This is a genomic window from Myroides sp. C1519 (genome assembly GCF_038039755.1).
In the GTDB taxonomy this organism is placed as follows: domain Bacteria; phylum Bacteroidota; class Bacteroidia; order Flavobacteriales; family Flavobacteriaceae; genus Flavobacterium; species Flavobacterium phaeum_A.
The window spans coordinates 113,587-126,083 of the sequence record NZ_JBBPHM010000005.1 but is presented as its reverse complement, the minus strand read 5'-3'; the positions used below and the strand labels follow the sequence as shown (position 1 = coordinate 126,083).

The following is a 12,497-nucleotide window of genomic DNA, read 5'->3' as shown; positions in this document are numbered from 1 at the left end:
AATTAAAATTTAGAATTCTTTTTTTCTTTTCTCTTTTTGTAAGTGTTGTAACCTACAAGACCAAATACAATAACTAAGAAGTAAGGGAAGTAAGAAACTTGTTTTCCATTACCATTAACTGTTGTAAACAATCTGTCCCATCTGATTTTATCGATTGCTTGTCCCCATGGAATAGCTTGATCTAAACTCATCCAAACAAATACAGGTTTACCTACAATATGGTCTTCTGGTACATACCCCCAATATCTACTATCTTCAGATCTATTTCTATTATCTCCCATCATAAAGTAATAGTTTTGTTGGAAAGTATATTTATCAGTAGCTACGTCATTAATATAGATTTGACCATTTTTAACCTCCAATTTATTGTGTTCATATACTGAAATAGCACGTTGGTAGAATGGTAAATTCTCTTGTGTTAATGTTACAGTTTCACCTTCTGCAGGAATATGAATAGGACCTAAGTTTTCTTCGTTCCAACCAACTTGATTGTGAGGGAACAACATTTTAGACACAATAGGAGTGATTTGATCTTGGTAATCTTTAGGTAGTCCTTTTTGAACACTAACCACACCAGTTACAGATCTTAGAACTTCAGCTGCCTCATCAGTAACTGCCCCAAGTATAATAGTTGTAGGGTCATTGTTGTAGTAACTTGCTCCTTCACGTAAATCTAAACGTTTGATAAGTGAGTTAAAATCGATTGATGAACCATCTGTTTTTACCGTATATGTAAACTGTAATTTAGCACGGTCATTCAATTTCATTTTTTCTCCATTGATGTAAACATCTCCATCTTTAATAGATAAGTTTTCACCAGGAAGACCAACTGCTCTTTTAACGTAATTCGTCTTTTTATCGATAGGTTTATCAACAGCAGGACGGCGTAATGGATCGTTAAACTGATATACGGTATCTGTAGGCCAGTTGAATACAACTATATCATTGTGTTGTACCTTTTGGAAACCAGGTAATCTAAAATAAGGTAAATGAGGTTTCTTTAAGTATGAGTTAAGCTTAGTACCAGGAATAGTATCGTGTACCATTGGTAAAGCTACTGTTGTCATAGGTGTTCTTGCACCATAGTGAAACTTACTCACAAATAAGAAATCACCTACTAATAACGTTTTTTCTAATGATGACGTTGGAATTGTATATGGTTGGATTACATACGTATGTATAATTGTAGCAACAACAACAGCAAACAAGATAGAGCTTACAGTCTCTCCTGAGTTACTTTCTGCTTTTGTACTTCTGTTTTCAACATATTTAGCATCCGTAGCATAGTTAATATAGAAGATATAAAGGCCTAAAGTTACAACACCAAGTACAGTGTCAATAGCTTTGTTTTTACCAAAACTTCTCAATATTTCAACCCATACTACTGGGAACATAATCAAGTTTACAATCGGAATAAAAAGTAGGATAACCCACCATTTAGGTCTGTTAATGATACCCATTAATACAATTGCATTGTAAACAGGTACTATTGCTTCCCAACTTTTTCTACCTGCTTTCACATATAATTTCCAAGTTCCAAGAAAATGAATTACTTGAACAAGTAGGAAAAATAGAAACCATTGCGTCATTGTCATAGCGAATAATTATTTAATGTAAGATGTGAAGGTAATTATTTTTTCAAATTAAGAACGTCCTTCATCGAAAAAACTCCTTTTTTATTTTGAATCCACTCTGCAGCAATTACAGCTCCTAAAGCAAATCCTTCACGACTATGTGCCGTGTGTTTTATCTCTATTTGGTCAATTTCTGAGTCGTAGAAAACACTATGAGTTCCAGGAACAGCATCTTCTCTAATAGCGTCAATATGAATCTCATTTGCTTTAGCGTCGTTTAAAGTCCACTTTTCATAGCCTGAGTTTTCTATGATTCCATTAGCTAACGAAATAGCAGTACCACTCGGAGCATCCAACTTTTGAGTATGGTGAATTTCTTCCATTGATACATTGTATTCCTTTAGGTTACTCATCATTTTTGCCAAATAATTATTTAGTTCAAAAAAGACATTAACTCCAACGCTGAAGTTAGAACCATAAAGGAAAGCTCCTTCTTTTTGTTGACACAAATCAACCATTTCTTGGTAATGTTCTAACCAACCTGTAGTACCCGAAATAACAGGTACTTGATGATTTAAACAAGTCGTAATATTTTCAACAGCTGCTGTTGGTACACTAAAGTCAATAGCAACATCAGCCTGTTCAAGTCCTGTATAAGCATCATTACTATGTTTTTTTAATACAATAGTATGACCTCTTTCTATAGCGATACGTTCAATGATTTTACCCATTTTCCCGTAACCTAATAATGCAATTTTCATAAATAGTTTTTTTTAAAAACGATATTGAACGTTAATAGCGTATTGGAATTGATTAGGAGTTTCAATCTGATTGTATTCAAAAGCAGGTTTAATAGTCAAGTTTTCATTGACGTTAAACTGCATTAAATGCGCATCAACATTGGCATCAACAATACTTAAAATATAAAAACCAACAGTGATTACAACAGACAAATCACGGTTACGTCTATAGAACTTTTGAGCCTCTAACAAACGGTCGTTGTCTAAGCCACCAAAAGTAGGATCGTCAACATTGTGAATACCTTGTAATCTGTTTTTATATTCGTTTCTATAGCGAGTATATTGTCTTTGGTTATCAATCCAAAAATAAGTAGGTACACCAATTCCGGCATAAACCAATGGTAATTTCCAGTATTTACCATTGTTAATCTGTCCTAATCCAGGAACAACAGACGCAAAGAATGCAGCACGAGCTGGCGCTAATGGATCCATTGGTTTTTCTTCAATATTACTAATTGAAGGAACAGATTTATTTTTCTCTTTTTTATTCTGTGCAAATGTGGGGTTACAGAATACAGTGAAGAGAAACATCAAGATTAAAAGATTACTTCTCACTAATTTTCTAAAAGTTTGATAATACGATTTAGATCTTCTTCAGAGTGGAAAGGAATAGATATTTTACCTTTACCATTAGCAGAAGCCTTTATGTCTACTTTAGTTCCGAAAAACTGACCAAAAGATCTTGTATAGTTTTCTGGAATTTTAAATTCGTTTGTTGTTTTTGGCACTTCAGGAGTAAGAATACCTTTCAGCGACAATTGATAATTCTTAACGATAGCTTCCGTTTCTCTTACAGACAAATTCTCTGTAATAATTTTGTGGTAGATATCTGTTTGAGCGTCAAGATCCTCAATGTTTATAATTGCACGACCGTGTCCCATTGTGATGAAACCATCTCTAATTCCCGTTTGAATAATTGGGTCAAGGCGTAACAATCTCAAGTAATTTGCAATAGTTGATCTTTTTTTACCAACACGCTCACTAACTTGTTCTTGTGTAAGATCAATTTCGTCCATTAAGCGTTGATAAGAAAGTGCAATTTCGATAGGGTCTAAATCGTGACGTTGGATGTTTTCAACCAATGCCATAGTCAACGACTCATTATCGTTTGCAATTCGGATATACGCAGGAATAGTTTGAAGACCAACTAATTTAGAAGCACGTAATCTGCGTTCTCCTGAAATTAATTGATATTTATTATAGTTAGTTTTTCTAACAGTAATAGGTTGAATTACCCCAAGCTCGTGAATACTTGTTGCTAATTCACTAAGAGACTCCTCATTGAAATTAGTTCTTGGTTGAAAAGGGTTAATTTCAATAGAATCAACGTCTAATTCAATAATATTTCCAATAACTTTATCAGCATTAGTATCTTCTATCGACTTGATATCATTTTCAGGATCTTTTAAAAGAGCCGATAGACCTCGTCCTAAAGCTTGTTTTTTAATCGCCTTTGCCATAATACTCTAAAAATATCGTTTTGGGTATTAACTATTTTTACGAATAACCTCTTCTGCCAAGTTTATATAATTGGTAGCTCCTCTACTCGTAGCGTCATAGTTTATGATACTTTCTCCAAAACTTGGAGCTTCACTCAGTTTTACATTTCGTTGAATAATAGTGTCAAACACCATATCGTTGAAGTGTTTTTGTACTTCTTCTACAACTTGATTAGACAATCGTAAACGAGAATCATACATAGTCAGTAACAATCCTTCGATGTCTAAATTAGCGTTGTGTATTTTTTGAACACTTTTAATTGTGTTTAATAGTTTACCTAAACCTTCCAATGCAAAATACTCACATTGAATTGGAATAATAACAGAATCCGCAGCTGTAAGTGCGTTTAAAGTTAATAGCCCTAAAGAAGGAGCACAATCGATTATAATATAATCATATTGTTCCTTTATAGATTGTAATGCTTGTTTAAGCATATACTCACGATTTGGTTTGTCAACCAATTCTATTTCAATCGCAACTAAATCAATGTGCGCTGGAATCAAGCTTACATTAGGTGCTGTACAGTCTACAATAGCCTCTTCTGGAGTATAGCTGTGCTCTAATATTTCATACGTTCCAATTTCAACTGCATCTACATCTACACCTAAGCCAGAAGTTGTATTAGCCTGAGGATCTGCGTCTATTAATAAGACTTTTTTCTCAAGTGCTCCTAAAGAAGCTGCAAGATTGACAGATGTAGTTGTTTTTCCAACACCACCTTTTTGATTAGCAATAGCAATGATTTTACCCATTTTACCAAAAGAATATTTTTATAAGTGGTAAAAATACGATTTTTTGTGGGTATACGAAATCTTATTTATTAACATTTTGCTAAATTCATTATGATTCAGCACGTTATAAAAATAGATGCTATCTAAAAATTAAATAGCATCTATTTATCATTCAATATATGTAAAATTGAATTTATTTCTTTTTAGTCATTGCTTCAAGCATATCCCACATTTCTGAAGGAATTTTTTCAAGCATATTGAACTCTCCAGCGCCTTGTAGCCATTCTCCTCCGTCAATCGTAATAACCTCACCATTAACGTATGACGAGAAGTCAGATACTAAATAAGCTGCTAAGTTTGCCAATTCTTGGTGTTCTCCAACACGGCGCAATGGCACTTTTTTAGTAACGTCAAATTTATCTTTTAAATCACCAGGAAGTAATCTGTCCCAAGCTCCTTTTGTAGGGAATGGACCTGGAGCAATAGCGTTAGAACGGATACCATATTTAGCCCATTCTACAGCTAAACTACGCGTCATTGCAAGTACCCCTGCTTTTGCAGTTGCCGATGGAACTACATAACCAGAACCTGTCCAAGCATAAGTAGTTGTAATGTTTAAAACCACCTTGTTTTTTTCGCCTTTTTCAATCCAATGTTTACCAAAAGCTAATGTACAGTTTTTCGTTCCTTTCAATACAATATCGATAATTGTATCAAAAGCGTTAGAAGACAAACGCTCAGTAGGAGAGATGAAGTTTCCAGCAGCATTGTTTAATAAAACATCTACTTTACCAAATTTATCCACTACCGTTTGTAACATATTTTCTACTTGGTCATAATGACGAACGTCACAAGCGATAGGTAAACAAGTACCTTTTGTCTCTTCTTCTAATTCCTTAGCAGTATTTTGTAGTTTCTCTAAATCTCTTGATGTGATGGCTACTTTTGCCCCCAATTCTAAGAAGTATTTAGTCATAGACTTTCCTAAGCCACTTCCTCCTCCTGTAACTACAATTACTTTATCGTTTAAAGCTCCATCTTGAAGCATCTTTCCTGTGAAACTCATAATTTATGTTTTTTGATATAAAGTTAAATATACAAAAAAAGATATATGCACGCATATATCTTTGTCTTTACCTCGGTTTAATTTTAACCGATTAGAAAGTGATAGGGTAGCCTATATTTGAAATATCTGACTTTAGTTCCTCCCAATCTTCTAAATCGCTATTTAAAGTTAATACCATTTCTTTTGTTAGAGGTACCCCTTTGTAAATGTTACAAACACTTTCAATAGCTTCACTCGATAAATTGTCTAATTCATCGTCAAAGTAATAAGACAATACCCAATCAATATAGGTCATCGGGTTTCCGTCAAAAATGTATAAATGGTCATTAGAACCATCGTCTTTGTACTTGATATTTCCAACGGTCCATTCTTCTTGCTCATTTGTCCACAAGCAATACGTAGTTCCAATTGAAGCAACGGGTTCTCCAAAAATAAACTCATTAAAGTGTACTGGTAAGTTTAAAGTAAGCTCACTTTTAGCAGGTAACTTAGCCTCATAATCATATAATTCGTGGTCAAATCCATTAATTACAACCCCGTTTTTTGTAAAAAGAATCAACATTTCATTCCCTTCACCGTCTCTCATTTGAAAGAACTCTTGTCCTTCATTCCATTTGTTGTTATACGAGTAATATCTATATTCCCATTCTGGAGAAAAAATAGCTTCTAATACAGACAGTGCTTTACACAATGTTTGCAATTCTGCTGGTTTAGGTAAATTCATTCTATGAGTAGAAGATAATTCCATAATTGCGCTTTTAGTTTTTCTGTGAACTAAGATAGGGAAATTTGGTCAATAGCTTTTACACAAAAAAAGGCATATAATTAAATATGCCTTTTCGTATCTTATAAAGTAATAATATCAAAATCTTGTTCTAACGGTTGTTGTTTGTCAAACAACGCTTTGATTAAATCATCACCGTATTCTTTGTAATAAACGGAGAAGTTTACAATTCTCTCTTGTAAACTGTTGTTTGGAAACAACTCATTTTGCAGCATAGCGATGCGTTCCAATTGGTCTTTATGACTCCTTTTTTCAGCTTTCATCAATCGCTTTTCAAGGTTGTCCAAGCCTTTCAACTGCTTTTTAGATTGCGCCTGCACAGCACCAATAAATGATTTATCTGTTTTTGCAGCAATTTCTTCTAACGTTTTAAACTGGTCAATTAGCACTTGGCGTTGTTGGTCAAAGTTGAATTCAATCTCAGAATATGCTTTCGTTTTTACATCCATTAACGGTTGTTGCTTCATAAACATATCGCTCCACGACAAGTTTAATTTATCCATCTTATCCACTTGCTTTTGCGTAGCCAATAATACTGAGTTTCTCAGTAATAACATTGGAAAAGTAATTTGGTGTAGTTCAAATACCTTTTTCAATTCTAACCAATAAGCCAATTCACCACCACCACCGATATAACATAGGTTAGGCAGAATAGTCTCTTGGTATAAAGGTCTAAGAATCACATTAGGACTAAAGCGTTCAGGATGTGCATAAAGTTCAGCCAACAACTCCTCTTTCGTAAATTGAATAGGAGTGTGGTTCACTTTATAGACATCATTTTCAAACACAATTCGCTCGCGCAAATCATCTAAGATGTAAAACAAGTTAATCTCTCTCGGATTTACCTGTATCAAGTAATCATTTAAAATAGGGAAACTCTTTTCAACTTCTTTAATTGCACTTTGGTTTAGCAGTTCTTGCTCCACATAAGGAATAAAAAGTTTCTTTAACTCCACATCATCTCCATCCACGATTACTAAACCATAAGCAGCAAAAAGTTCATTTGCCAAATAGCGAGTAGCATCTGTAAGATTGTTGTGTTTTAAATAAGCCGACTCAAACAAGTCTTTTATTTTTTGCGCATTAGCACCAACACCAACGTGAGCTTTAAACACTTCAAATACTTTATCTAATCCCTCTGTGCTCAAACGCCCTACAGGACCTTTGCTTTCTTTGTTCCAACAGATGACTTTTTCGTCAAAAATGAAGTGATTAATCTCTTCAAAATCGTGGTCTTCAGTTGCCATCCAATAGATAGGTACAAAGTTGTTTTGAGGGTATTCTTTTTTCAATTGTTCTGTCAAATTAATAACAGAGATAATTTTATATAAGAAGTATAGTGGCCCTGTAAATAAGTTTAGCTGATGTCCTGTTGTAATGGTAAACGTGTTTTCGTTTGCCAACGACTGAATATTAGCAATAGTTTTATCAGAAGCCGATACGTTAGTATATTGTTGTAATAGCGCCTTAGTAAGCACCTGTCTGTTTGCAACAGGAAAATTGTTTTGTTTCTCAGCTATTTGTTTTCCAAAATTCTCCAAAGTAGGAAAGTTGTTGTACAACGGTTTTAAAGTATCTACCTGATTTAGGTAGTCCACCATTAACTTTGAAAAATAGCCCGAGTTTTGAAACGTGATTTTATCTAAAGGCATAGTTATTATTTTTTGCTAATTTAAAAAAATAAAACGGGGTAGGGTATCCTTTAACGTTGGGTTAATATATTTTATTCCTATTTTGAATAGTAGTATCTTTGCGCCCAAATTTGGAAACACTGTGAATACAACAATTACTTTTATAACCCCTCCTTTTACACAACTTAACACCCCATATCCTGCAACAGCCTATATCAAAGGATTTTTGAATACCCTTGACATATCGGCTTATCAATCGGATTTAGGGATAGAAGTTATATTAACCTTATTTAGTACGGAAGGGTTAAAGCAATTGTTTGACTATATTCACGAACACGCAGAAGAAGTATCTGCTAATACCCATCGTATCTTAGCGTTAGAAGAGGATTACATTGCTACAATCGGTCCTGTTATTGCTTTCTTACAAGGGAAGAATCCTACTTTAGCTCACGCTATTGTTCAAGAGGACTTCTTGCCTCGTGCTTCTCGTTTTGAGCAGTTGGAGGAGTTAGAATGGGCGTTTGGAACAATGGGAATTATTGATAAAGCCAAGCACTTAGCAACGCTTTATTTAGAAGATATTTCTGACTTAATTGTAGAAACTGTTGATAGTAATTTCGGTTTTAGTCGTTATGCTGAACGATTAGGTCGTTCTGCTCATTCTTTTGACGAACTATATAATGCGTTACAACAACCGTTGACGTATATCGACGAAATTACAGTTGCTCTATTGTCTAAAATAATCGATAAGTCTAATCCTAAGATTGTCGGGTTTTCAGTGCCTTTCCCAGGAAATTTATACAGTAGTTTTCGCTGTGCACAGTGGATTAAAAAACACCATCCTCACATCAAGATTACTATGGGCGGTGGTTTTCCAAATACAGAACTACGTTCGTTAAAAGACGTAAGGGTATTTGAGTTTTTCGATTTCATTACTTTAGACGATGGTGAGGCTCCTTTGGAGAACTTGATTTTATATGTAGAAGGGAAGATTGCACAAGAGGAATTAAAGCGTACGTTAGTTGCCAAAGACAATGAGGTGGTTTATATCAACAATCCATTGAAACGCGACTATAAACAATCGGAAGTGGGAACACCTGATTATTCAGATTTACCATTGACGGAATATATATCAGTTATTGAAATTGTCAATCCAATGCACCGAATGTGGAGTGATGGGCGATGGAATAAACTAACAATGGCACACGGTTGTTATTGGGGTAAATGTACTTTCTGTGATATTAGTTTAGACTATATCAAGGTGTACGAGCCTATTGCAGCCAAGCAGATTGTTGATAGAATGCAAACGCTGATTGAGCAAACAGGGGAAACAGGTTTTCACTTTGTAGACGAAGCAGCACCACCAGCTTTAATGCGTGAAGTTGCTTTAGAAATCTTGCGTAGAAAGTTAACCGTAACGTGGTGGACAAATATTCGCTTTGAAAAGAGCTTTACGCGTGATTTGTGTTTATTGCTAAAGGCATCAGGTTGTATTGCTGTTTCAGGGGGATTAGAAGTTGCCTCAGACCGTTTGTTGAAATTAATTGACAAAGGAGTAACAGTAGAACAAGTAGCTCGTGTGAATAGAAACTTTACAGAAGCTGGTGTGTTAGTTCACGCGTATTTGATGTATGGTTTCCCAACGCAAACAGCTCAAGAAACGATAGACAGTTTAGAGATGGTACGTCAGCTATTTGAAGCTGGGGTAATGCAGTCTGGTTTCTGGCATCAATTTGCAATGACAGCCCACTCGCCAGTGGGTATGAATCCTGAAAAATACAAAGTAAACAGTCTTTTGCAAGAAGAAGGAAGTTTTGCAAATAACGATGTACCACACGAAGAAATGAGTGGCGCTATACACGATAAGTTTTCATTTGGATTAAAGAAATCGCTGTTTAACTATATGCACGGTATGTGTTTTGACTGGCCATTAAACGAGTGGTTTGACTTCAAAGTACCCCGTACAAGTATTCAGCCAGATTATATATTTAGTTGTTTGAATAACGAGCCGTTGCCTGTGTTTAAACCAAATCAAAAAGTATGTTGGTTGGGAACTTTTCCTTTTGTTGAATATTTCGAGAAAAAGAAGAAGGGTAGAGTATTTGAAATGGCACAGTTGATTTTTTACACTAAGAAAGAAACAGTAACAGTAGATGTTGATAGAGTAGTAGGAGATTGGTTTGTACAGTTTGTTGAACAGCTAAAAGAAAAAGCATCACAAACGATGACATATCAAGAAATGAAGAAGAGTTTTGAGGAGTTTACCAATGAAGACTTTGAACCATTCTGGTATTCAAAACCAGCACAAGCCTTGAGAGATATGGCTTTATTAGTGTTATAAATAGAGATTGAATGATATAAAAAAAGCCGCTATATAGCGGCTTTTTCTGTATATCTTTGATTGAGGTCTTTTAAGAATTTAATCTCATTAAAATCATTTACAAAGCCAGATTGTATACCTTTTTCTAAGGCAGTGTCTAATAATTCCCTTTTGCTTTCTGTTTGTTCAAATAATTCCATAGCTGCTTTTACAACTTCATTTACAGAAGAATATTTTCCTCTTTGAATTTGTACATTGATAAAGTTATCAAAATAGTCTCCTAATATTATTTGAGTACTTTTTTCCATATTGAAATTAACTATGTTACAAATGTAATTGTATTGAGAGGAATATCAACTATTTATTTTAATAAATTTAATATAAATAATTGTATATCAGTTGTTTGTTGTGTTATGTTTTCTGACTTCTTGTTCTATCTTTTTTAAAGCAGTTTCTGTTTTGTAAATAAGGAATGCTATATAAAGTGTGAGTACTATAAAATACAAACTCTCGCCAATGTTTATAAAAGGAAATAGATAGGCTAAGACAGTATAAATAGCTGAGGTAGCACCAAAATAAAGCATTAGTTTACCACTATATTTTTGTGCAAACTCCCAATTGCGTTGGTTTTTCATAGCACGATAAGTTTTATAACCTATAAAACCATTTATCGTTTTAATTTGTGGACAAATAAGTCCTAACAGAATAAAAATAACAGATGTTATTATTAAAATAATCATACGTATTTAATTAGCTGTTGTTAATGATTCTAAGGTTACTTCACTCCATTGAATAGTGACAGTTAGATAAATCATTAAAGCAATAATTGCTGTATATAAGATTTTTTCATACAGACGAAATGGGTCAGTCGTGTGTTTGAATCTACTGTAAATTCCGCCTCCTATTATTATAATAACTGGAATATAGATAAGAGCGATTAATCCAATAATACCATTATTTAGAATAAAGGAAAGTGCCCCTCCTAACAAAATAAGCAGAGCAGAAATTCTTAGCAGTTTATTGATAAATGGAACAATTTTATGTATATCATACTTTGCTTTTCGCTCATCTGATAACGTATTATAACCAGATAATAATCCGTCGGCATTATCAACAGTTAAAATGAAGCTAAGTGCAAATAATATTGCTGCGGTAACTATAAACGGAATCATCTATTTACTGTTTAATAAAGTTAGCAATAAGTGGTACAATCTCTTTGTGTAACGGTAGCAATGGTTTGCTGTAAGTAGCTAAGTTTTCTTCGTCTTTTTCTACTGTTTTCAATACGTGATTCATCCCTTTTATGGTTGTTAAAGTAGCTGTTGGTAACGCTTTTTTAAGGTATTCACCTTGTTCAGTAACCACTTGCAAATCTTTATCTCCTTGAACAATAAGTACAGGTACATTTACTTTTTTAATTTCTTCTGTCGGATTGTATTTCATCCACGAAATTAAATACGCTTGATTGCCTGGATTATACAATCCTTGTAGCATTGGCGGAATATCAGTAGCGGGTTTACCACTTTTCAGTTGTGCGTGAATCGCTTTAATCTGTGTTTCAAAAAAAGGCATTTGTTTTATCAATTGCCAATCCATTATTTGGTCTATCGACTCTCCCGCACCTTGTAGAGAAACAAAATGTGTTACTTCTTTATTTTGAATAGTAGCCAGATTTGCCATCAACGCACCTTCACTATGTCCGATTAAAGTGATAGAAGGGTATTGATTTTTAAAATGAGCAATGATGAGGTTCACGTCTTTTACATTTTCGTCAAAGTCGTGTGTATAGTCTTTAATGGTATTGTTCTTCAATTTAGTGATAATGCGTTTGTCAAAAGTAAAGACATTAATGCCCTCTTGTTGTAACCCCTCAGCTAATAGTTTGTAGGAATTAGCATTCAAAGAAGGGAGGCTATTTCCATTTCGATCAGTAGGTCCAGAACCAGCAATGATAATAGCTAACTGCTTGCTTTCTGATTTTGCTTTGTATAAATCGCCTTGTAATTCTGCATCAATATCGATGGTTTGTGTTTGGGCAAAAGCAGGAGCAATTGCTAAACACAAGATAAGTGTGTGTAGTAGTTTTTTCAT

General features: G+C 34.2%; 13 protein-coding genes. 1 reads left to right on the top strand and 12 read right to left on the bottom strand.

Features of this window, described 5'->3' with window-relative positions; all coding sequences use genetic code 11:
* Window positions 1-2 precede the first annotated feature (2 nt).
* The 8 genes from lepB to bshC all read right to left on the bottom strand — a co-directional run bounded on the left by lepB (window position 3) and on the right by bshC (window position 8,107).
* On the bottom strand, window positions 3-1,595 hold the full coding sequence (lepB, locus tag AABL81_RS04900; protein WP_158210283.1) for a signal peptidase I: 1,593 nt from the start codon (window positions 1,593-1,595) through the stop codon (window positions 3-5).
* A gap of 35 nt (window positions 1,596-1,630) precedes the next feature.
* Window positions 1,631-2,335, bottom strand: a complete 705-nt coding sequence (gene dapB, locus AABL81_RS04895) for a 4-hydroxy-tetrahydrodipicolinate reductase (protein ID WP_158210284.1) — start codon at window positions 2,333-2,335, stop codon at window positions 1,631-1,633.
* 12 nt (window positions 2,336-2,347) lie between these two features.
* A complete protein-coding gene (locus tag AABL81_RS04890; RefSeq protein ID WP_158210285.1) occupies window positions 2,348-2,929 on the bottom strand; it encodes a DUF5683 domain-containing protein in 582 nt (193 codons plus the stop codon).
* Window positions 2,929-3,834 carry a ParB/RepB/Spo0J family partition protein gene (locus tag AABL81_RS04885; protein ID WP_158210286.1) on the bottom strand — a complete coding sequence of 302 codons (906 nt, stop codon included), beginning with the start codon at window positions 3,832-3,834 and terminating at the stop codon, window positions 2,929-2,931. The genes AABL81_RS04890 and AABL81_RS04885 overlap by 1 nt, the downstream gene beginning before the upstream one ends.
* A gap of 27 nt (window positions 3,835-3,861) precedes the next feature.
* Window positions 3,862-4,626, bottom strand: a complete 765-nt coding sequence (locus AABL81_RS04880) for a ParA family protein (protein WP_090409132.1) — start codon at window positions 4,624-4,626, stop codon at window positions 3,862-3,864.
* Between the two features lie 172 nt (window positions 4,627-4,798).
* On the bottom strand, window positions 4,799-5,671 hold the full coding sequence (locus AABL81_RS04875; RefSeq protein WP_176770742.1) for an SDR family oxidoreductase: 873 nt from the start codon (window positions 5,669-5,671) through the stop codon (window positions 4,799-4,801).
* A gap of 91 nt (window positions 5,672-5,762) precedes the next feature.
* Window positions 5,763-6,419, bottom strand: a complete 657-nt coding sequence (locus AABL81_RS04870) for a hypothetical protein (protein WP_341340474.1) — start codon at window positions 6,417-6,419, stop codon at window positions 5,763-5,765.
* A 98-nt stretch (window positions 6,420-6,517) separates the two neighbouring features.
* Entirely contained in the window at window positions 6,518-8,107 is a 1,590-nt protein-coding gene (gene bshC / locus AABL81_RS04865) for a bacillithiol biosynthesis cysteine-adding enzyme BshC (RefSeq protein WP_341340473.1), read from the bottom strand.
* A gap of 121 nt (window positions 8,108-8,228) precedes the next feature.
* Between bshC and AABL81_RS04860 the strand changes: the two genes are divergently transcribed.
* Window positions 8,229-10,427, top strand: coding sequence for a B12-binding domain-containing radical SAM protein (locus AABL81_RS04860; protein WP_341340472.1), 2,199 nt, complete (start codon window positions 8,229-8,231; stop codon window positions 10,425-10,427).
* A 29-nt stretch (window positions 10,428-10,456) separates the two neighbouring features.
* Here the strand turns inward: AABL81_RS04860 and AABL81_RS04855 are convergent, their stop codons facing one another.
* From AABL81_RS04855 to AABL81_RS04840, 4 genes are all read right to left on the bottom strand, one after another.
* Window positions 10,457-10,714, bottom strand: coding sequence for a type II toxin-antitoxin system ParD family antitoxin (locus tag AABL81_RS04855; protein ID WP_158210290.1), 258 nt, complete (start codon window positions 10,712-10,714; stop codon window positions 10,457-10,459).
* 87 nt (window positions 10,715-10,801) lie between these two features.
* On the bottom strand, window positions 10,802-11,146 hold the full coding sequence (locus tag AABL81_RS04850; RefSeq protein WP_158210291.1) for an SdpI family protein: 345 nt from the start codon (window positions 11,144-11,146) through the stop codon (window positions 10,802-10,804).
* A 6-nt stretch (window positions 11,147-11,152) separates the two neighbouring features.
* On the bottom strand, window positions 11,153-11,578 hold the full coding sequence (locus AABL81_RS04845; protein WP_158210292.1) for a DUF3784 domain-containing protein: 426 nt from the start codon (window positions 11,576-11,578) through the stop codon (window positions 11,153-11,155).
* A 4-nt stretch (window positions 11,579-11,582) separates the two neighbouring features.
* Window positions 11,583-12,497 carry an alpha/beta hydrolase gene (locus AABL81_RS04840; RefSeq protein WP_341340471.1) on the bottom strand — a complete coding sequence of 305 codons (915 nt, stop codon included), beginning with the start codon at window positions 12,495-12,497 and terminating at the stop codon, window positions 11,583-11,585.

Excerpts from the sequence above, each read along its gene's own strand:
- AABL81_RS04885 (WP_158210286.1), bottom strand. The coding sequence starts at position 3,834 with ATGGCAAAGGCGATTAAAAAACAAGCTTTAGGACGAGGTCTATCGGCT.
- bshC (WP_341340473.1), bottom strand. The coding sequence starts at position 8,107 with ATGCCTTTAGATAAAATCACGTTTCAAAACTCGGGCTATTTTTCAAAG.
- AABL81_RS04870 (WP_341340474.1), bottom strand. The coding sequence starts at position 6,419 with ATGGAATTATCTTCTACTCATAGAATGAATTTACCTAAACCAGCAGAA.
- AABL81_RS04880 (WP_090409132.1), bottom strand. The coding sequence starts at position 4,626 with ATGGGTAAAATCATTGCTATTGCTAATCAAAAAGGTGGTGTTGGAAAA.
- AABL81_RS04875 (WP_176770742.1), bottom strand. The coding sequence starts at position 5,671 with ATGAGTTTCACAGGAAAGATGCTTCAAGATGGAGCTTTAAACGATAAA.
- lepB (WP_158210283.1), bottom strand. The coding sequence starts at position 1,595 with ATGACAATGACGCAATGGTTTCTATTTTTCCTACTTGTTCAAGTAATT.
- AABL81_RS04850 (WP_158210291.1), bottom strand. The coding sequence starts at position 11,146 with ATGATTATTTTAATAATAACATCTGTTATTTTTATTCTGTTAGGACTT.
- AABL81_RS04840 (WP_341340471.1), bottom strand. The coding sequence starts at position 12,497 with ATGAAAAAACTACTACACACACTTATCTTGTGTTTAGCAATTGCTCCT.
- AABL81_RS04855 (WP_158210290.1), bottom strand. The coding sequence starts at position 10,714 with ATGGAAAAAAGTACTCAAATAATATTAGGAGACTATTTTGATAACTTT.
- AABL81_RS04845 (WP_158210292.1), bottom strand. The coding sequence starts at position 11,578 with ATGATTCCGTTTATAGTTACCGCAGCAATATTATTTGCACTTAGCTTC.
- dapB (WP_158210284.1), bottom strand. The coding sequence starts at position 2,335 with ATGAAAATTGCATTATTAGGTTACGGGAAAATGGGTAAAATCATTGAA.